General features: G+C 59.3%; 20 protein-coding genes. All 20 read right to left on the bottom strand.

Annotated elements, in window-relative coordinates; translation table 11 throughout:
• Positions 1 to 5: 5 nt before the first annotated feature.
• Complete coding sequence (gene fliI / locus JQF37_RS20435; RefSeq protein ID WP_130203788.1) at positions 6 to 1,364, bottom strand: flagellar protein export ATPase FliI; 1,359 nt, start codon at positions 1,362 to 1,364, stop codon at positions 6 to 8.
• Complete coding sequence (fliH, locus tag JQF37_RS20430; protein ID WP_130203789.1) at positions 1,354 to 2,151, bottom strand: flagellar assembly protein FliH; 798 nt, start codon at positions 2,149 to 2,151, stop codon at positions 1,354 to 1,356. The genes fliI and fliH overlap by 11 nt, the downstream gene beginning before the upstream one ends.
• 4 nt (positions 2,152 to 2,155) lie before the next feature.
• On the bottom strand, positions 2,156 to 3,175 hold the full coding sequence (gene fliG, locus JQF37_RS20425; protein WP_204149758.1) for a flagellar motor switch protein FliG: 1,020 nt from the start codon (positions 3,173 to 3,175) through the stop codon (positions 2,156 to 2,158).
• Entirely contained in the window at positions 3,168 to 4,955 is a 1,788-nt protein-coding gene (gene fliF / locus JQF37_RS20420) for a flagellar basal-body MS-ring/collar protein FliF (RefSeq protein ID WP_130203791.1), read from the bottom strand. The genes fliG and fliF overlap by 8 nt, the downstream gene beginning before the upstream one ends.
• A gap of 15 nt (positions 4,956 to 4,970) precedes the next feature.
• Positions 4,971 to 5,300, bottom strand: coding sequence for a flagellar hook-basal body complex protein FliE (gene fliE / locus JQF37_RS20415; protein ID WP_130203792.1), 330 nt, complete (start codon positions 5,298 to 5,300; stop codon positions 4,971 to 4,973).
• A 259-nt stretch (positions 5,301 to 5,559) separates the two neighbouring features.
• On the bottom strand, positions 5,560 to 6,951 hold the full coding sequence (gene fleR / locus JQF37_RS20410; RefSeq protein WP_130203793.1) for a sigma-54-dependent response regulator transcription factor FleR: 1,392 nt from the start codon (positions 6,949 to 6,951) through the stop codon (positions 5,560 to 5,562).
• 5 nt (positions 6,952 to 6,956) lie between these two features.
• The gene (locus JQF37_RS20405; RefSeq protein ID WP_130203794.1) at positions 6,957 to 8,192 is read right to left on the bottom strand and encodes an ATP-binding protein; all 1,236 of its coding nucleotides are present in this window, start codon (positions 8,190 to 8,192) and stop codon (positions 6,957 to 6,959) included.
• 110 nt (positions 8,193 to 8,302) lie between these two features.
• Positions 8,303 to 9,778 carry a sigma-54 dependent transcriptional regulator gene (locus JQF37_RS20400; protein WP_103402470.1) on the bottom strand — a complete coding sequence of 492 codons (1,476 nt, stop codon included), beginning with the start codon at positions 9,776 to 9,778 and terminating at the stop codon, positions 8,303 to 8,305.
• Positions 9,779 to 9,950: 172 nt separating this feature from the next.
• Positions 9,951 to 10,247 carry a flagellar protein FliT gene (locus JQF37_RS20395; RefSeq protein WP_103402469.1) on the bottom strand — a complete coding sequence of 99 codons (297 nt, stop codon included), beginning with the start codon at positions 10,245 to 10,247 and terminating at the stop codon, positions 9,951 to 9,953.
• Positions 10,248 to 10,257: 10 nt separating this feature from the next.
• On the bottom strand, positions 10,258 to 10,653 hold the full coding sequence (fliS, locus tag JQF37_RS20390; protein WP_103402468.1) for a flagellar export chaperone FliS: 396 nt from the start codon (positions 10,651 to 10,653) through the stop codon (positions 10,258 to 10,260).
• 132 nt (positions 10,654 to 10,785) lie between these two features.
• Positions 10,786 to 12,228, bottom strand: a complete 1,443-nt coding sequence (fliD, locus tag JQF37_RS20385; RefSeq protein WP_103402467.1) for a flagellar filament capping protein FliD — start codon at positions 12,226 to 12,228, stop codon at positions 10,786 to 10,788.
• A gap of 83 nt (positions 12,229 to 12,311) precedes the next feature.
• A complete protein-coding gene (locus JQF37_RS20380; protein WP_103402466.1) occupies positions 12,312 to 12,662 on the bottom strand; it encodes a flagellar protein FlaG in 351 nt (116 codons plus the stop codon).
• A 73-nt stretch (positions 12,663 to 12,735) separates the two neighbouring features.
• Positions 12,736 to 13,587, bottom strand: a complete 852-nt coding sequence (locus tag JQF37_RS20375) for a flagellin domain-containing protein (protein ID WP_130203795.1) — start codon at positions 13,585 to 13,587, stop codon at positions 12,736 to 12,738.
• A 258-nt stretch (positions 13,588 to 13,845) separates the two neighbouring features.
• The gene (locus JQF37_RS20370) at positions 13,846 to 14,118 is read right to left on the bottom strand and encodes a hypothetical protein (RefSeq protein ID WP_130203796.1); all 273 of its coding nucleotides are present in this window, start codon (positions 14,116 to 14,118) and stop codon (positions 13,846 to 13,848) included.
• The gene (locus tag JQF37_RS20365; protein WP_103402463.1) at positions 14,115 to 15,407 is read right to left on the bottom strand and encodes a 6-hydroxymethylpterin diphosphokinase MptE-like protein; all 1,293 of its coding nucleotides are present in this window, start codon (positions 15,405 to 15,407) and stop codon (positions 14,115 to 14,117) included. The genes JQF37_RS20370 and JQF37_RS20365 overlap by 4 nt, the downstream gene beginning before the upstream one ends.
• 78 nt (positions 15,408 to 15,485) lie before the next feature.
• Positions 15,486 to 16,412, bottom strand: a complete 927-nt coding sequence (locus tag JQF37_RS20360) for a ketoacyl-ACP synthase III (RefSeq protein ID WP_103402462.1) — start codon at positions 16,410 to 16,412, stop codon at positions 15,486 to 15,488.
• Between the two features lie 229 nt (positions 16,413 to 16,641).
• Complete coding sequence (gene pseI / locus JQF37_RS20355; protein ID WP_103402461.1) at positions 16,642 to 17,694, bottom strand: pseudaminic acid synthase; 1,053 nt, start codon at positions 17,692 to 17,694, stop codon at positions 16,642 to 16,644.
• Positions 17,687 to 19,192, bottom strand: coding sequence for a UDP-2,4-diacetamido-2,4,6-trideoxy-beta-L-altropyranose hydrolase (gene pseG / locus JQF37_RS20350; protein ID WP_130203797.1), 1,506 nt, complete (start codon positions 19,190 to 19,192; stop codon positions 17,687 to 17,689). The genes pseI and pseG overlap by 8 nt, the downstream gene beginning before the upstream one ends.
• On the bottom strand, positions 19,189 to 19,896 hold the full coding sequence (gene pseF, locus JQF37_RS20345; protein WP_130203798.1) for a pseudaminic acid cytidylyltransferase: 708 nt from the start codon (positions 19,894 to 19,896) through the stop codon (positions 19,189 to 19,191). The genes pseG and pseF overlap by 4 nt, the downstream gene beginning before the upstream one ends.
• The gene (locus tag JQF37_RS20340) at positions 19,893 to 20,516 is read right to left on the bottom strand and encodes a pseudaminic acid biosynthesis-associated methylase (RefSeq protein ID WP_130203799.1); all 624 of its coding nucleotides are present in this window, start codon (positions 20,514 to 20,516) and stop codon (positions 19,893 to 19,895) included. The genes pseF and JQF37_RS20340 overlap by 4 nt, the downstream gene beginning before the upstream one ends.
• Between the last annotated feature and the right edge of the window lie 7 nt (positions 20,517 to 20,523).

Raw genomic sequence — 20,523 nt, 5'->3', positions numbered from 1 at the left:
ACCGGTTAACCGCCCGCCGCAGGCGCGAAGATCGAGGCCAGATAGGCCTCGCTTTCGCCCAGGCTGACGTTGTCGTTGAGGCCCTGGCGCAGGTATGTGACCAACCGTGGCTGCAGGGAAATCGCCAGATCGGTCTCGCGATCACCACCGGCAACATAGGCACCGACGCTGATCAAATCGCGACTCTGTTGATAGCGCGACCACAACTGTTTGAAATACTGCGCACGGGCCATGTGCTCCGGCGACACCACCGCCGGCATGACCCGACTGATGGACGCCTCGATGTCGATCGCCGGGTAATGCCCCTCTTCGGCCAGACGCCGGGAAAGCACAATGTGACCATCGAGCACGCCTCGCGCCGAGTCGGCAATCGGGTCCTGCTGATCGTCGCCTTCGGACAGTACGGTGTAGAACGCGGTGATCGAACCGCCGCCCTTCTCGGCGTTACCGGCCCGCTCCACCAGTTTCGGCAACTTGGCGAACACCGAGGGCGGATAACCCTTGGTCGCCGGCGGTTCGCCGATGGCCAGGGCAATTTCCCGCTGGGCCTGGGCGAAACGGGTCAGCGAATCCATCAGCAACAGGACGTTCTTGCCCTTGTCTCGAAAATATTCGGCAATTCGCGTGCAATACATGGCTGCGCGCAGACGCATCAGTGGCGCATCGTCCGCTGGCGACGCCACCACCACCGAACGCTTGAGCCCTTCCTCACCGAGGATGTGCTCGATGAACTCCTTGACTTCACGACCCCGCTCACCGATCAGCCCGACGACGATAATGTCGGCCTCGGTGAAGCGGGTCATCATGCCCAGCAAAACGGATTTACCGACGCCGGTACCGGCGAACAGCCCGAGCCGCTGACCGCGACCGACCGTCAACATACCGTTGATGCAGCGAATGCCGACATCCAGCGGCTCGCTGATCGGTTCGCGCTTGAGCGGGTTGATGGTCGGGCCGTCCATCGGCACCCAGTCCTCGGCTTTCATCCCGCCCTTGCCGTCCAGCGCACGCCCGGCACCATCGAGTACTCGCCCGAGCATGCTCATGCCCATCGGCAGGCGACCGGCATCCGCCAGGGGAACGACCCGGGCGCCGGGTGCAATGCCGGCGACGCTGCCGACCGGCATCAGAAAGACCTTGCTGCCGGAGAAGCCCATGACTTCGGCTTCGACCTGTACCGGGTGATAGCTGTCGTCGTTGATGACCATGCAACGGCTGCCCATGGCGGCGCGCAAGCCTTCGGCTTCAAGGGTCAAACCGACCATGCGCAGCAAGCGCCCTTCGAGGATCGGTGCGCCAGCCAGTTCCGTGGCCTCGGCATAACTGCCCAGGCGCTTGGAGAAACTGGTGCGATCAAGGCGCATCGGGAACGTCCGGCACTGGCGCAATGGCCGGCTTGGCTTCGACCGGCAGTTCCAGGCTCAGGTCGGGGGCGGCCGGGTGCAGGGCCTGTTCGTGCAGTTGATCGAACAGCTTGTCCATCACCCGCGTAACGCGGGTTTCGATCGTGGCATCGATACGGCTGTGTTCCGTCTCCACCCGGCAACCGCCCGGCAGCAACGCTTCGTCTTCAACGATGCGCCAGGTTTCCTCATGGCGCTCGCGCAGTGCTTTGACTTGCTCGAAATCCTGCGGATTGATGTACAGCCGCACATTGCCGACGCCCAGCGGCAGGAGCTTGAGGGCCTCGCGCATGACGTGTTCGATCTGCGTCGAATCGATGGTCAGTTCGCGCTGAATCACTTGTTTTGTGATGTGCTGGACGAGGTCGACCAAAGACTTTTCGATCTGTGTGTCCTGCTCGGCAATAGGCTCGAACAGATGCGCCATCAGTTGTTCCAGAGCGGCGATCTTCGCCGCCAGCGCCACTTCGGCTTCCTGACGAACCCGCAGCGTGGTGCTGTGGAATCCCTCTCGCTCACCGGTGGCGAAGCCTTCGTTGTAGGCTTCCTGGCGAATGCTTTCGAGCTCTTCGAGGGTCAGTGGCTGGACTTCTTCCAGCGGCACTTCTTCCATTTCCGGCGGTTCGGGTTCCGGCTCAGGCTCGGGCTCGGGTGCAGGCGGATCGAAGCTGGGCAGCGCCCAGGTATCGAAACCACTGACATCCCTGGCCCGGATCAGGTCAGTGGGCGACTCATCATGCTTGGCCATGGCGTTAGATCATTTCCTCGCCGCCCTTGCCGCCGAGAACGATTTCCCCGGCTTCGGCCATACGGCGGGCGATGGTGAGGATTTCTTTCTGCGCGGTTTCCACGTCGCTGACGCGCACCGGGCCCTTGGCCTCGAGGTCGTCGCGCAACAGTTCGGCCGCACGCTTGGACATGTTCTTGAAGATCTTTTCCTTGACCCCTTCGTCCGAGCCTTTGAGGGCCAGTACCAGCACGTCGGAGGACACTTCGCGCAGCAACGCCTGGATACCACGGTCGTCGACATCGGTCAGGTTGTTGAACACGAACATGAGGTCTTCGATCTGACCGGACAGGTCTTCGTCGACTTCGCGGATCGAGTCCATGAGCTGGCCTTCGATCGAGCTGTCGAGGAAGTTCATGATGTCTGCGGCACGCTTGATACCACCCAGGGTGGTACGCGAAGCATTCGAGTTGCCGGCGAATTGCTTCTCGAGAATCTGGTTGAGTTCTTTCAGGGCTGCCGGCTGCACGGTATTGAGCGAGGAAACCCGCAGAATGATGTCCAGTCGAACCTTGTGGTCGAAGTTGCCGAGCACTTCACCGGCCTGGTCCGGGTCGAGGTACGCCACCACGATCGCCTGGATCTGTGGGTGTTCGTAGCGAATCACGTCGGCGACGGCGCGTGGCTCCATCCACTTCAGGCTGTCGAGGCCACCGGTGTTGCCGCCCAGCAGGATCCGGTCGATCAGGCCGTTGGCCTTGTCTTCGCCCAGGGCCTGGGTGAGCATTTTGCGCACGTAATCGTCGGAGCCAACGCCCAGGCTGGTCTGGTCGCCGACGATGTCGACGAACTCGCTCATCACCTGCTCGACCTGCTCGCGGTGCACGTTACCCATCTGCGCCATGGCCACACCTACACGCTGGACCTCCTTGGGCCCCATGTGGCGCAGTACCTGAGCGGCATCGGTCGAGCCCAGGGACAGCAGCAGGATCGCGGCTTTGTCGACTTTGGACAGTTTGGCGGCAACGGCTCGGTTATCACTCATCTGCGTTAATCCACTCTTTCACGACCTGGGCCACACGACCCGGATCTTCTGCCACCAGGCTCTTGATTGCGTTCAACTGTGCGTCATAGCCTTCGCTCGGGCTCGGCAGCAGGATGCTGGTCGGGCCACCGAGACTGACGCGGTCGTTGGCCAGTTCGCCATCCAGGCCGCCCATGCCGCCCAACTCAACGTCGCTGCCGATGCCGGCCAGCTGTTTGCCTTTGCCGCCACCGGTGATGTTGTTGAGCACCGGACGCAGTACACCGAACACCAGCACCAGGATGAACAAGACACCCAGCACTTGCTTGACGATGTCCCAGAACCACGGCTGGGAGTAGAACGGAATATCGGCAATCACTTCACCGCGCTCGGAAGAGAACGGCATGTTGATCACGCTGACGCTATCGCCACGGCTGGCATCGAAACCGACGGCGTCCTGCACCAGACGCGTGAAGCGCGCCAATTCATCGGCGCTCCATGGCGCACGGGTGGTTTCACCGTTGGCCGGGTTGATCTTGACCTGGTCATCCACCACCACCGACACCGACAGGCGATTCAAACGACCCTGCTGCTGCTTGGTGTGGCTGATGGAACGGTCGAGTTCGAAGTTCTTGGTGGATTGTTGACGCTTGTCCGCCGGGTACGGAGCCAGCATCGGCTGACCGGTGGCCGGGTCCATGATTTGCTGGCCATTGGCATCGAGCAATGGCTGACCTGGCTGCACCATGCCGGCCGACGCCGTGGCGCCACCGGTGGTTTGCGGTGCCGAGGCCGGCGATGGAGGCTGGTTGCTCAGGGCACCCGGTACGCCTTGCGGGCCATTGCTGGCGGTACGCTGTTCGTTGACCGACTGTTCGCTGCGCAACGCCGGCTGATCGGGATTGAACTGCTCGGAAGTCGATTCGACGGCACTGAAATCCACATCGGCCGAGACTTCGGCTTTGTAGCGGTCATTGCCCAACACCGGCTGCAGGATGTTATGCACGCGCTGGGTGAGCATGCTTTCCATGCGACGGCTGTAATCGAACTGCTTGCCGGCCATGGTCAATTCGGAGTTTTCCGCCTGATCGGAGAGCAGGTTGCCCTTCTGGTCGACGACGGTGATCTGCGACTTGCTGAGTTCAGGAACGCTGGTCGCCACCAGATTGACGATGGCCACGACCTGGCCAGGCTCCAAAGAGCGGCCGGAATAGAGTTCAACCAGGACCGAAGCGCTTGGCTTGCGCTCGTCGCGCACGAACACGGAGCTCTTCGGAATCGCCAGGTGCACACGGGCACCCTTGACGTTGTTCAGGCTGGAGATGGTGCGCGCCAGTTCACCTTCAAGGCCGCGACGGTAGCGGGTCGCCTCCATGAACTGGCTGGTGCCCAGACCCTGCTCTTTATCGAGGATTTCAAAGCCGATATTGCCATCGCTGGGAGTGACACCAGCGGCCGCGAGCTTGAGCCGCGCACGGGACAGGTCATCGGCCTTGACCAGCAAGGCACCGGAATTGGGTTCAACGGTGTAGGGAATATCGGCGGAGGCCAGGGTATCCATGACCTGCTTGGCGTCCATACCGGCAAGGCTGCCGTACAGCGGCCGGTAGTCCGGTTGCTGGGACCACAACACCACGGCAAAACCAATCGCCACGCTCGCCGCCAGGCCGACCAGCAGGCCCACCTGACGCAACATGGTCATCTCGGAAAGGTTTTCCAGGAAGGACAGGCCGAACAGCGGCGGTTTACCGTCTATCGGTGTGGCCTTGGCCGGAACATTATCGGCGACTGCTTCTGCCATGACTCAATCTCGTCCTTAAACCGGCATCTGCATGATGTCTTGGTAAGCCTGAACCAGCTTGTTACGCACTTGGGTCAATGCCTGAAAAGACACGCTGGCCTTTTGCGAGGAAATCATCACGTCGGTGAGGTCGACGCCGCTCTTGCCAATCTCGAAGGCGTTGGCCAATTGAGTCGAAGCCTGCTGGGTGTCGTTCACTTTATTGACAGCCTGACCGAGCATGTCGGAAAAGCTGGTGCCACTCAGTTCAGGGACTGCGGCAGACGATTTCGGCGCAGACATGGCATCCATTTGCATGGCGCGCATATCCAGCATCAATCGGTTGAATTCAATACCTTGGCTCATGACTTCTCTCTTTGACGAACTACGTCGTTGGCGTCCCGCAATTTTTTGACACTCACTCGGCGGGTAGTGAGGTGTTAGCAACAAGGGTGCCAGCTCCGCGACTGCGCCCAACAAAAGCCAACCCCGGCCCTAAGCCGAACCTCGTCCTGCAGGAGCGAGCCTGCTCGCGATGATCTCAAGAGCACCGCGCTTATCCTGAAACCCCGAGTAATCGTTAACGACCATCGCGAGCAGGCTCGCCCCCTACAAAAGCAAGCGTTCAGGTGGCGAACAAACAGGCTTCCACGTCCATTCCCGCATCGCGCATTTGCGCCAATTTGTAGCGCAAGGTACGCGGGCTGATGCCCAGCCGCTCAGCAGCCTCCTTGCGCCTGCCACGCTCGGTACGCAGCGTGTCGATAATCATCTGGAACTCACGGCGACGCAGGTCATCCCCCAGCGCTCCGCCCGTTTCGGCTTCGACCTCCACCGCCCGCGCGGGCACGGGCACCGACGCCAGGGCCGGCAGGGGCGCACAGGCGACCGGGCCGCTCAGACAGAAATCCTGAGGCTGAATCAAGCCTCCTTGCTGCAGGATCAGCGCACGCTGGATCGCGTTGTCCAGCTCACGCACGTTACCCGGCCACGGATAACCGACCAGGCAAGCCTGCGCCTCGGGGGACAGTCGCGCCACGGCATGCTTCATTTTATTGACGTGCTTGGCCAGAAGACGCTCGGCCAGCGGCAGGATGTCGGCGGGGCGCTCGCGTAACGGACGCCAGGCCAGCGGAAACACCGACAGGCGATAATAAAGGTCTTCACGGAAACGCCCCGCCGCCACTTCCCCGGCCAGATCACGGTTAGTGGTGGCGACGACACGAATGTCCAGGGTGATCGGCTTGCGTGCACCGACTCGCTCAACCTCGCGCTCTTGCAGCACACGCAGCAATTTCGCCTGAAGCCCCAGGGGCATCTCGGAAATTTCGTCGAGCAGGATAGTCCCGCCATCGGCCTGCTCGAACTTGCCGGCCTGCGCCGCTATGGCACCGGTGAACGAACCTTTTTCGTGACCGAAAAGCGTGGCCTCCAGCATGTTGTCGGGGATCGCCGCACAGTTGATCGCAATGAACGGCTGGCTGGCGCGATGAGAATGTTGATGAATGTAGCGCGCCAGCACTTCTTTGCCCGTCCCCGATTCGCCGGAAATCAGCACCGTGGAGTCGCTGCGCGCGACCCGCGCAGCCAGTTCGAGCAACTGCGCACTGGCCGGTTCGAACGCGACAGGCCCTTCGCTCTCCGGCGCGCCCAGACTGCCCAAGGCATGACGGGCCACCAGATCGAGCAAGGCCTTGGGCTCGAACGGCTTGACCAGATAATCCGCAGCGCCCTGGCGCATCGCATCGACTGCCCGCTCCACGGCACCGTGCGCGGTCATCAGCAACACCGGCAGTTGCGGCTGACGCGCGCGCAGCAAGCCGAGCAACTGATGGCCATCCATGCCCGGCATATTGACGTCGCTGATCACCAGACTGAACGCCTCGCCCCCCACGGCCGCCAATGCTTCTTCCGCCGAACCGACGGCTTTGTAATCGTGCCCGGCGAGCAACAGCGTGTCAGCCAGTGCTTCGCGTAGCGCGCGGTCATCCTCGACCAGTAGAACCTTGATACCCATGACCTTTACTCGGCTCTCTGAGCGCTGGTTTTTTCACCGAAAAACAGCGGCAGGCTCACCTGCGCGCAAGTGCCGCGCCCCAGCCGCGAGCGCAACTGCAACTCGCCCTGATGGGCACGCGCAACCGCCTTGACCACCGTCAGGCCCAGGCCGGTCCCGGTGGATTTCGTGGTGAAAAACGGCTCGCCCAAACGCGCCAGCACGGCGTCGTCGATACCGCTGCCGCTATCGCTGACACACAGGCGCAGGGTGTTTTCGCGGGTGTACAGATGAACCTTCAGACGGACATGACCGCCGCTGGCCTGAATGGCGTTTTCGATGAGGTTGAGAATGGCCCCGACCAGGGTGTCGCGACTGCACAGCAACTCGCCGACATGGCTGTCACACTGCCAGCGGATTGGCAGGTCCTGCACATGGGTCAATGCTGCCGCTTGCAGCGACTGCATCAGTTGCCTGGGGGTTACACGATCGGTCAAGGGCAGCTCGCCGCGAGCAAACACCAGCATATCGCGCACCTGGTGCTCCAGCTCATGCAGGCGCTCCTTGAGTCGCCCGGCGAAACGCTGTTGGGTCTCGACCGGCAACGCCTGCTCGGTCAAATGGCTGGCATACAGCAACGCGGCAGACAATGGCGTACGAATCTGATGAGCCAGCGACGCGACCATTCGCCCCAGGGACGACAGGCGTTCGTGGCGGGCCAGTTGATCTTGCAAATGACGGGTTTCAGTCAGGTCGTTGAGCAACACCAACTGACCGGGTTCTGCATCCAGCGAGCGCGTGGCAATCGACAATCGCCGACCGTCCTTGAGGGACACTTCATGGCCGTCGTCTTCACGGGGCGCAAAGCAACGGGCAATGACATGCCGCCACAGCTCACCCTCAAGAGGCAGCCCAAGCAGTTCGCAAGCCGCCGGATTGGCCTCGCGCACGATGCCCAGGGCATCAATGACGATGACGCCGCCGGGTAACAGATCGAGGAGGTTTTGCAGACGGTTGGCCAGGCGTTCTTTTTCCGCCAGCTCCTGCATGCGCTGGGCGCTGACCACCGCCAGCTCGCCCTTGAGCTCGGTGACCCGGGCCTCGAGCATGCTGTAGGAGTCGGTCAACTGGCTCGACATCTGGCTGAACAGGGCAAAAGCCTGTTCAAGACCCTGCCGGCTTGCCTGCTCTACCGACGACGGTTGCCCCAGGGCATTCCCAAAAGCATCTGAGACAGGAGACATCTGGGCGGCTTGGGGCATCGTGCTCTCTCGCTTGGCTGACCGTCAGTGAAACGGAACGTTGCGAGGGATGTAGCAATACCCGTGCCGAAAAAAAACCGCCTATAAATGAAGGAGTTGAAAAACAGGCGTCAATCATCCGCCTGTTCATCACCGTCACGACGACTCATACCGTACTTGCGCATCTTCTCCACCAGGGTGGTCCGACGGATTCGCAGGCGTTCGGCAGCTCGCGCGACAATGCCGTTGGCATCGTCCAGAGCCTGCTGAATCAAGCCTTGCTCCAGACCACCGAGGTAATCCTTCAGGTCCAGGCCTTCCGGCGGCAGCATGGCATTGGCACTGAAGTCGGGAGTGTGACCGTTGATGGCCACCCGCTCTTCCAGGTCGGTGCGCAGGCTGTCGACCAACTGCTCGTCTTCGTCGTCGACGTAGCGGAATTTTTTCGGCAATTCGACCACGCCGATCACGCCGTACGGATGCATGATCGCCATGCGCTCCACCAGGTTCGCCAGCTCGCGGACGTTACCCGGCCAGCCATGACGGCACAGCGACATGATTGCCGCCGAGTTGAAACGGATCGAACCCCGCTTTTCGTGCTCCATGCGCGAGATCAACTCGTTCATCAGCAGCGGAATGTCCTCGACGCGCTCGCGCAACGGCGCCATCTCGATCGGGAACACATTCAGGCGGTAGTACAGGTCTTCGCGAAAGGTGCCGATCTCGATCATGCTTTCGAGATTCTTGTGAGTGGCCGCGATGATGCGCACATCGACGCTCTGGGTCTTGTTGCTGCCCACGCGCTCGAAGGTGCGCTCCTGCAACACACGCAGCAATTTGACCTGCATCGGCAACGGCATGTCGCCGATTTCGTCGAGGAACAGGGTGCCGCCATTGGCCAGTTCGAAACGCCCGGCACGGCTGGTGATCGCACCGGTAAAGGCGCCCTTCTCATGGCCGAACAATTCGCTTTCCAGCAGCTCCGCGGGGATCGCCCCGCAGTTGACCGGCACGAACGGCGCCTCACGGCGCTTGGAGTGGTAATGCAGGTTACGCGCAACCACTTCCTTGCCAGTCCCCGACTCACCGAGGATCAGCACGCTGGCATCGGTGTCGGCGACTTGCTGCATCATCTGGCGGACGTGTTGAATCGCCCGGCTGGTGCCGACAAGGCTACGGAAAAGATTGGGTTCGCGGTGACGACCGCGCTCACGGGCCTGGTCGTACATCTCGCGATAGACCTGGGCACGGTGCAGGGAATCGAGCAACTTGCTGTAGCTGGGTGGCATTTCCAGGGTCGAAAGCACTCGGCGACGCTGGTCTTCCGGCAGGTCAATGGAAGAATTATCGCCCATCAACAAAACCGGAAGGAACTCATCCCAGGTGGAGAGTGTCTTTAACAGACTCAGAAGCGCACCTGGAGCATTGACCGTCCCGATGAGGACACAAATTACTTCACGACTGGATGCCAACGAACCGACAGCCTGCTGCCAGTCATGGCTACCGCAGGGTAAATTTTCTTCACCGAGAAAATTCAGAATCACCGCCAAATCGCGGCGGCGGACGCTATCGTCATCAATCAGCAGAATTTTGGTTTCACGCCACATGCAATAGCAACTTCCCTAGTCAACTCAATGCCCGAAATAAGGGGCAAGCGAGACGCTTGCAGGACACCATGTGCCTGTAGACGCCTGAAATCTGAAAACAGCCACTAGTTAAGTCAAAAAAACGTGCACAGTCAAATTTATGGCGCACATGTCTGGATTAACCGAGGATTAATTATCCAAACAGATGGTAAACCTTTGCCGCGTTCTGTGCTTGATGGATCTGCGTCATCTCATCGACTATCGCCTGCCTTTCTCCCGTTGCCGCCTCAAGAAGCTGCTTGTACACCCCCAGCAACTCCTCAAGGTTATCGCGCAACGCGGCCTCGTCCAGGATCGCCTCACTCATAACGTCTTCCATGCAGGAACGGCAATCCAGGTCCAATGCACCAATGACTTCCCAGTTGCGCTCAGCCAATGCCCCGACCAACGCTTCGCGGGTCTGTTCGATTCGCTGCAATACAAGACTCATGGTGATCTCCTTAAAACTGCGGGCTTGGCTCGGCGATGGCGTCCCACCCTTCTTTGACGGTGCGAAGCAAACCCGCGACTTCGTCGAGAATCTTTGGGTCGGTCTTGATGTTGGCTTCAGCCAGACGCTTCATCATGTAGACATAGAGGTTATCAAGCTGCCCCACTTCTTCAGCCCTGCTCTCAAGATCCAGGCCCTCACGCAAGCCGCCAATGATACCGATGGCCTTGCTGATCAATACACCTTTACCCGGAATATCCTTGCGCTCCATGGCACCTTTTGCCTGGGCAATACGATCCAGCCCACCCTCCATCAGCATCTGCACCAAACGGTGCGGACTGGCTTCGGAGACCTGGGCTTGCGCTCCAACTTTTTGATATTGCCGAAGGGCTAACATCGGATTCATGTTTCTACCTCATCACAATTCATGGGCTCGCTTGACCAATATATCGGCTACGAGCCAAAAAACTTTAAATCAAAAAACAAAAACCCGGCGCGTTAAAACACAGCCGGGTTTTTTCTGTCACATCATCGCTACTTAGCCGCGTTGTTGCGCATCCAGGCTATTGAAGAACGAGGTGATGTTGCTTCCCGTCGCCTTCATCTGCCCAACCAACAGGTCCATGGCGTTGTACTTGGCGGTCAGCGTCGCCGTCAGCGTGGTGACACGCAGATCCAACGCCACTTGCTGAGAACTCAAGTCGTTTTTCTGCTTGTTCAGGCTGGTGGTGCGCTGATCCAACATGCCACCGGTCTGCGAGTAAGGGCTGATCGCCTTGCTCATTCTGGCCAGTAGGCCGTTGCTGCTGTTGGTACCGGTAAACAGGGTTTGAATCTGACTGCCCAACGCCTTGGTGGTCATTGCAGTATTGAACTTTGCGGTATCAAAATTCAGCGTACCGGCCTTCTGGTCCGTCGTGATACCCAATTGCGCCAGCACCGACAGCTGCCCACCCGGACCCGGCGTGACCAGCTCCTTGCGAACATCAGCCAGCAGCGAACGAGGCAAGGAGTCACCGGTCATTGGAGCAGAGACCGTCAGCTTGCCACTGCTATCGGCGGTGGCCTGGGTCAGTGAGGTGACCGTTTTCACCAAGGTGTTATAGGAGTCGACGAAGGACTGCAACGCAGTCTGCAACCCGGTCGTGTTGGTCGACACAGTTACTGTCGAGGTACCCAGTGCCACCAGCGTCATGCTCAATCCGCTCACCGCACCATTGATGGTGTTGGTTTTGCTGGTCACTGCCAGACCATCAATCGTCAGACTCGCATCAGTAGCCAGCGCACCAATCGTTCCTGCACCGTTTGGATCAGGAATGGTCTGGCCCGGGTTACTCGGATCAGGGATGGTGCCCAGGACTTGAGTGCCGTCGATTGCCAGACCGGGAATACCGCTGACCTTCAGGTCTGACCCCTTGCCGGTCGTAGTCGACCCGATAACAAGGCGTGAGCCCGAGCTGTCAGTCACGATGTTGGCCGATATGCCTTGACCACTCAGAGTGGAGTTGATCGCGTCACGAGCGGATTGCAAAGTTGCACTCGTCGGGATAGTAACGTTGTAGTCAGTGCCATTTTGACTGATGGTCAAATTACCACTCGGAATGGTACTGGTAGCACCGCCTGCAAAAGAAGCGCTAGCCACTTTCGAACCGGTAGCCAGGTTGTTGACCTTGATGTTGTACGTACCGTTGACGGCCGTGTTGTCAGAGGTCGCCGTCAAGGTCGTCGCAGTCGACGAAGTTGCCGCAAAACCCGCAAACGCAGGGGCTGTGCTGCTATTGAGCTTATCCATGGCGGCCTGATAGGCGGCCAGCGCACTTTTGAGCGAGCCCACACCCGATATCTTCGACGTATTGAGCGTCGTCTGGGTGGTGATCTGGTTCTGCTTGGCCGACTTGTCACTGTTGACCAGCGCTGTAACGATCGAATTGATATCCAGACCGGAACCGAGGCCTGTACCCGGCGTGATTGGACTTGCCATGTGCATCTCCCTTTCTGTCTGTCGCCGGTCTTTTGACCGGATGCGCCGTCAACTCAACGTACAGACACGATTCATGCCATTTCTCAGGCTTTCGCGTCGAACAGCACGTTGCTGGCCGTATTCAAACTTTCCGCCAGTTTCAGGACTTCTTCGGAAGGGATCTGCCGCACCACCAAACCCGATTCACTGGCAATCACTTTCACAACCACTTTGCCGGAAGCCTCGTCGATGGAGAACTCCAGATTGCGTTTGACCGACTGTACGAATTTTTCGATCTCTTGCACGGCCTGCTTCAACTTGCCCGGATCCGAGCTTTTGCTTTCAGCCACAGGTTGAACGGTATCGTTGTCGCTGCGAGACACAGTAGCCGGTTTATCGGCAGCGGTACCAGGGGCGGCCGGGTAAGACAAATTCAGCTTAACGCTCATGTCCATATCCATCACCTTCTAAAGCAAAAAAGCGAGAGAGCACGACAAGCGCACCCCCCCGCCAAAACTCATTCCGAAATTACTGAAGCAGTTTCAGTACAGCGGAAGGCAGCTGGTTGGCTTGAGCCAGAACAGCGGTGGAAGCTTGTTGCAGGGTTTGTTGCTTGGTCAGCTCCGAAGTCTCTGCTGCGAAGTCGGTGTCTTGTACGCGACCCATTGCAGCGGTGGCGTTCTCGTTGACGTTTTGCAGGTTGGCGATGGTGCTAGTCAGGCGGTTTTGCGAAGCACCGAGGTTTGCACGGTTGGCAGTTACGATGGCGATAGCGGCGTCGATTGCGGTGATTGCACCGTCGATAGCCGAACCGGCGGCAGCACTGGTTGCACCGGTCAGAACAACAGTACCGGAACCTACGGACAGGCTGGCGGCGTCGAACTTGCTGCTCAGGGTCAAGGTGATCTGGTTGGAAGTACCGGTGTTGGCACCTACTTGAATAGTCATGGCGCCAGCAGTACCGTCCAGCAGGTATTTGCCGTTCAGGTTGGTGCTGCTCGCGATACGAGTCAGTTCGTCCGACATCTGGGTGAATTCAGAGTTGGTCGCGGTGCGGTCAGCAGTACCGTTGGTGCCGTTACGTGCTTGTACAGCCAGTTCACGCATACGCTGCAGAATGTTGGTGGTTTCTTGCAGAGCGCCTTCAGCGGTCTGAGCCATCGAGATACCGTCGTTGGCGTTTTTGATCGCTACGGTCTGACCGCGAATCTGGCTGCTCATGCGGGTAGCAATCTGCAGGCCGGCAGCGTCGTCTTTTGCGCTGTTGATTTTCAGGCCGGAAGACAGGCGAGTCATGGAAGTAGACAGGGCGTCCGATGCACGGCCCAGGTTCTTCTGGACGTTCAGGGAAGTAACGTTAGTGTTTACGCCTAAAGACATGATGAGTTCCTCGTTGGTTGGGTGCTGCGGCTTCCGGCCCTGGCAACCGCCGGGTATGGCCTAGAGAACCTTCGTAGTAGTTATCGTCGCGATTGCAGGTTGCTTGAGGGCTTTTTTGAAAAAAATTGCCATCACACTGCCACCCCTCCGAAAACAAAGGCCTGCACGAGACCCACGAGAGAAACTTGACGTCAAAAAACGCCTATAAAAGCGAAGCGAAAAAACGACAGGATTACGCTGACCCAGTAAAAATATCGATTAGAGATAAACGTGGCCTGCTTCCAGCAAGTCGATCAATTCATATTCCATTGAGTCAGCCAACCCCAGCCAGTCCTGCGCTTCCTGTGCAGCGAACATCGACATCAGCAATTGCGCCCACTGCTGCTGGATCGCTGGAGGTGTTCGGCTAAACAGAGTTTGCGACTTCTCAAAGACGTCGACCATGGTCAGCGCCGCCTCGACATCACGCCCGAGACGAAACAGCCCGGCGCACTGACGGCATTCACTGATGCATTGTGCAAAACCACTCACTGCACGAACTCCTGATTGAACGTCGTACCGACAATCATCGCGCCTGCCCGACTGCTGTTAAAAAAGCGCACCTGCGGATGCCCGGCGATGTAGCGCTCCAACTCACACAGGTAACTGCGAAAATTCAACTGCGTGCGCACGCGCTGCCCATGCCCGTCGAGCACCCAGTGCTTGGCCTGACTCACCGCAGGACCCAGCTCGCCATCATTCCAGCCGGCATGGGTTTTGTTCATGGGGAACGCGAAATCGGCGCCGAACAGCGTAATGCGGTCCGCGCCCATCTTCACGGCCAGATCCACCGCTGGATGGATCACACTGCCGCCGACATACAACTCAGCCTTGCTGATCTGCTGGCGGATAGCGGCATAGACCGGACTGGCGGAATACCCGACGTAACGAGCCCCTTGCCACGCCGTCAAGACCTGAGGGTCGCTCAGCGGCAGATAGACCAGAGGGATGTCGCCCGTGTCTTCGGGCGGCAAATGCCTGAAGCTGATGCGTTGGTCGATAGTGACCACCAGGTCCGGCTTGATGCCGTGTTCGCGCAGGGGTCGGTAGGCGGTATCGACGCTGATGAACAAGGGCCGCTGTGCCTGCGCGCGTACCGCTCGAAGCTGCTCGAAATGCTGTTCCAGGCTCGGCCCCGTGGCAATCACATACACTTCCCGACCCTGGCATGTCGCAAACAACTCGGCGACATCGGCATCCTGGCTGACGAGCTCAACACTCTCTTCCAGTCGCTGGACAATCTCCGGGGACTGCGGGTCGAACTCGCGATTATTGAAGGCAAGGTGCACTTCGCTGATCAGCCGATCACGAATCTTGGCGTTAAAATCGTCTGCCAGCAGCATCTCGGAGGGCAACGCAAAAAACGGCAGGTGGATGTCCGGCGAATCACCGGCATACCGCAACTCGATCCGTGGATCGCTGAGCCACTGCCGCTGATCGAGCAACTGCAGCGTCAACAGGAAAATCGCACCGTTGAGGATATGCACGTACAAACGCTGAAGATCGGTGCTCTCAAGCAAGACGGACGGCAAGTCACCCAACCCCGTGCCGTAGACATGCACCACCGGGCTGGCCGGGGGTAGGCTGGCGGCCTGCAGTCGTGCTTCACGCGTACGGTCATGGCGACTGGTGAGCTGAATGCCGGCAATGCTCAGGGTCGAGCCTAAACCTTCTACCAGCGCAGCCTGATCTTCCATACTCGCTTCGGTGATCAACCGTGCAAACAGCGCCGGCCAGCGTCGCTCTATCACCGGAGCATTGTGGTCAAAGCTGTCGCTCATATCGCCTCGCTCGCCATCCAAAAAAAATAGCGTTCAAGGTTACACCCTGAACGCTATTTTTTATGCCCCAAAGTCAGCTCAAGGACGATAAATGATCGCCGAACCCCAGGACAATCCAACACCAAAACCGCTCAACGCGACGCGCTTCCAGCTGGAACCCAGAACGTGTTTTTCCAGCAGCAACGGAATGCTCGACGACACGGTATTACCGGTCTCGACCATGTCCTTGATGAACTTTTCCGGCTCACCTTCGAAGCGTCGCGCCACTGCATCGACAATCGCCGCACTGCCCTGGTGAATGCAGAAGGCATCGACATCGTCAGCCGTCAGTTGCGCTTCAGCCAACAGCTCATGCAAATGCGCCGGAACCTTGAGCAGCGCGAAGTTGAAGACCTGACGGCCGTTCATGAAGAACACGCCATCGGTTACCTTCAGGTGCGGTGCGCCGGAACCGTCGGTGCCGAACTTGGCCTTGCCCAGCTGCCATGGCGCGTCTTCGCCCATCCAGGTAGCGGTGGCAGCGTCGCCGAAGAGCATGGTGGTGTTGCGATCTTCCGGGTCGACGATCTTCGAGTACGGGTCAGCCGTCACCAGCAGACCATTTTTCAGCCCCGTGGCTTCCATGAAACCTTTGATCGCATAGATGCCGTAAACGTAGCCAGAACAGCCCAGGGAGATATCGAACGCAGCGACGGTGGTCGGCAGGCCCAGTTTGTCCTGAACGATCGCTGCAGTATGGGGCAGGCCTTCTTCGTCGCCGTTCTGCGTGACGACGATCAGCACGTCGATAGCTTCACGTTTCAAACCGGGATTGTTGGCAAACAGCGCGTTGACTGCTTCGACACACAGGTCCGATGTTTCCTGCCCGGCGTCTTTGCGCGGCAGGAAAGCCGAACCGATCTTGCCCAGGATGAACTCTTCATCCTTTTCGAATTTTGCACCTTGTGCGTAATTGTCCACGCCGGCTACAGGAACGTAGCTCGCAATGCTTTTTATGCCAATCATTACGACTTCCCAATAATAAACAGCCCAAAACCACCGCTCGCAAGGAATTGAGGGGCGCCGACTAACGGAGAAAAACGTCACCTCGAAGAGGCGACAGCAAGAAGAATAAAAGGCTATCACTGGCCAAAAACAGAGACCAGGCGCCACCTTCCCCATTTATACAATACAGTGAAGATGCGCGTTCTGACTCGCAGGTCACTCTATTTTGCCGAATCAGGGCGATAAGGCGTTATTCGACCAATGACCAGTCCAGTGGCGTCCCACGCTTGATAGCGTGGCGCGCACGGCGCCCCAGAAGGATTTGCGCGTGTTTCGGTGCCAGCCCGAGGCCTGGACGAATGGCACGCAAATTGTCGACGGTGAAGGGTTCACCGGCCGTCATATCCTCGGTGACGTAGAGCGAACGGCGGTACACCAGCGACTTTCGCTCGGCCTCGGACACACCGTAATGCACTTGCCCCATGGCTTGCCAGGCACGTTCGGTTTCGATCACCAGGCTGGCGAGCTCAGCCGGTTCGAGCGAAAAACTGGCGTCCACGCCCCCGGCAGCACGGTCGAGGGTGAAGTGTTTTTCTACCACCGTCGCCCCCAGCGCGACGGCTGCCACCGACACGCCGACGCCCATGGAGTGATCGGACAGGCCCACTTCACAACCAAACAATTCGCGCAGATGAGGAATCGTCCGCACATTGCTATTGGCTGGCGTCGCCGGATAGGTGCTGGTGCACTTGAGTAATACCAGGTCCTGGCAACCGGCCTCGCGGGCAGCACGTACGGTTTCGTCGAGTTCCGCGATACTGGCCATGCCCGTGGAAATGATCAATGGCTTGCCGGTAGCAGCGACCCGCCGAATCAGCGGCAGATCGGTGTTCTCGAAACTGGCGATCTTGTACGCCGGCACGTCGAGGCTTTCCAGGAAGTCCACCGCGCTGTTATCAAACGGCGTGGAGAACGCCAGCATGCCCAGCTCCCTGGCACGGGCGAAAATCGGTGCATGCCACTCCCAGGGTGTATGGGCCTTCTCATACAGCGCGTACAGCGAAGTACCTGCCCACAGGCTGTTCGGGTCCTTGATGAAGAACTCGTCTTCGGACAGGTCCAGGGTCATGGTGTCGGCGGTGTAGGTTTGCAGCTTCAAGGCATGAGCGCCGGCCCTGGAGGCGGCTTCGACGATCTGCAGCGCCACTTCCAGGGACTGGTTATGGTTGCCACTCATCTCGGCAATGATGAACGGCGGCGCATCAGCACCGATGCTACGGTGGCCAATCTTGAAACTAGTCATTGTGGTGATCCTTCAATAGGCGCGTGAAGGCGCAAGCACTCTGGGTGAAACCGGCTTCGCGAAACACCTTCAGCGACGGCTTATTCGCCGGCAAAACCTGCGCGGTAATGGTTTGCAGTTGCGGCCAATGCTGCGTCACGAAAGCTTCGCCTCGCGCCAGCAACGCCCTGCCCCAACCCAGGCCAAATCGCCCTTCGAACAGGTAAATCGAGACTTCGGCTGCGAAGCCGCGCAAGTCATAACGCAGCACCCCGACCGGGCCGTCATCCGCTTCGGCGATCAACAGCAAGCGTTGATCGTTGCTCAGACTGGCAGTCAGCCAGTTTTGATGCGGCTGCCATTCAATCACCCCGGTTTCCAGCGACCAGCGACGCACCGCCTCGGCATTGCGTCCTTCGAACAACAACTGTGCATCGCCTGCTGTCGCCGGGCGCACCTGCAACACCGCACCGGCCAGCGCCGCCGCGACACGCTGCGCACCCCGACCATCGACCAGTTGCCGTGAACGTCCAGCCAGGCTTTGCCGTAATCCCTGATTGCCGACGACAAAACCGATGGCCTGACGCAACTGCTCGACACTGACCTGCTCGCGGGTGCCCAGATACACATGAGCCCCCGACGTCGCCATCACTTCGCCGTTGGCTTGCTGATTATTCGAGACCGCAATACAGATCGTCGGCAGCCCCATGGCCGCCCTCTCCCAACTGGTCCCGCCGCCGGCACCGACAAACAGGTCGGCTTCGGTCATCAATCGGTAAAAGTCGTCGACAAAACGGTGCAAGCGCCAGTTCGGATGATGTGCCGCCAGAACCCGCATTTCCTCCCACGCCGGGTTATCGCCACCGGCAACAAAATCGACTTCAAGCTGATGAAAATCCGCCAGCGCCAGCATCGCGTGGTGAGTCTGCATCGCGGCATCGAAGCCGCCGAAGTTCACCAGTACGCGCTTCGCCTGGCGCTTGATCTTGATCGCCGGGCAGCAGAACTCATCCCGCAGCATGGCGAAGCGTGGTCCGATCAAAGTCCGACAATCGGGTGCAAGCAGTCCGGCATAAGCCTCAGGGGTACCCGACAGATTCTGGTTCAGCAGCAAATCGACGCTGTAGGTGCGCGTCGCCAGATCATCCACCGCCGCAATCCGGGGTGCCCAGCGACGAGCCGCCGTCTGCCAGTGATGATCGAGGCTGTAGTGGTCGACGATGATCCAGTCGAAGGCCTGATGGTGTTCCAGCGCTTGCCCCAGCGCGGCAATGTCCGCCTGCCACGGCAACATGGCTTCGATGGCTTGCTGCGGGTCTTCGTCGGGATAGCGATCCGGCAACGCAAAGGTTTCAAAACCTTCGGCGGCAACGCTGTCGAGTCGATGGCCCTGCAATTGACGACAGGCAAATGCCACGTGCCCGCCCTGCTGGCGCAACACCCTGGCCAGGGTCAGGCAGCGGGCAATGTGACCGCTGCCAATGGTCGGCGAAGCGTCGGCACGGATCAGTACTCTCATTGCAGCTCCCCACCGGCCTTCAGCGCCGCGTAAAGGTATTCGGCGCGCTTCCAGTCCTCGAGGGTATCGATGTCCTGCACCAGATAGCGCGGCAGGATCACCGGCAGGCTTTGCGGTGAATACAACACCTCGCCCTGCAGCCAGGCACTGCTGCGGCCCCAGTAAAACTGCCCGGCGTCTTGATAGGCCGGCGGCAGGTCCTGGGAGCGAGTCTCGCGAAACTGCGGGTACAACGCCATCAAGGCACCCTGCTCATCGAGGGTCAGGGCACGCTGCACCGGAAAGCCGAAATCGCAGACCGAGAAGGCGAAGGACTTGTCCGGATGCTGCTCCAGCAGCTTTAAACCCTGCTGCAAAAATCGCGCTTGCAGCCATGGCGCCGTGGCATAGATGCAACAGGCGCAATCAAAATCCTGGCCTTGTCGAGACAACTCCGCCAAGGCATGCACAATCACCGCCGCCGTGCCGGTGAAATCATCAGCCAATGCCGCGGGCCGCATAAACGGCACTTGCGCACCGCAGGCCCGAGCCAGCGCGGCGATTTCTTCATCGTCGGTGCTGACCACCACCTGGGCGAACAGTCCCGAATCGAGGGCGGTTTGAATCGAACGGGCAATCATCGGCACGTCGTCGAACGGCTTGAGGTTCTTGCGCGGTATGCGTTTACTGCCACCGCGAGCCGGGATGATTGCGACGTTGTTCAAGAGCGTTTTTCCAGCAGGAACCACGTGATGTCGTCTACCGGGAACTGCGGGTCGCGGTGATAACCAAAACCGTAATCCAGCAGTTGCAGGTCAGCGTAACGATCAAGCATTTCACCGGCAAAATCGCGTTTGAACAACTTGCCGCTGTTCCCGCGATAGGACACTTCGACCGGCACCGGGTTGTAGTACTCGGCGATCAGGATATAACGCTGGCTCAACGCATACAGATGGTCATAGGCTGCGGCCAGCAGTTCCGGCGCCAGATGAATCAGCACGCCTTTGCTCAGGGTCAAGTCAAAGCTGCGCTCGCGGGGAAAATCGAACAGCGAGCCGTGCCATATTTGCGCGATGTCCAGCGCCTGGGCCTGGGCACAGGCGCTGGCATTGATCTCCACGCCGAACAGTTCACACCGGGGCAACAGCTGGCGCAGCGCCTGCAAGTTATTGCCGGCATTGGTGCCCACCAGCTCAACCAGGCTGTCAATCCGCCCGGCACGTGTCAGTGCCTTGGCAAACAACGCCAGGTTGGCCGCCACCAGGGGCTGCCCGACGTTGCGGTCGACGTACTGGTTACCGAAGTCGCCTTGCCAGAATCTTTCCTGCTCGCTCAATTCGCGCATCGCACAT

Source organism: Pseudomonas sp. MIL9 (genome assembly GCF_016887925.1).
Lineage (GTDB): Bacteria > Pseudomonadota > Gammaproteobacteria > Pseudomonadales > Pseudomonadaceae > Aquipseudomonas > Aquipseudomonas mohnii.
This window is presented reverse-complemented; position numbering and strand designations above follow the sequence as displayed.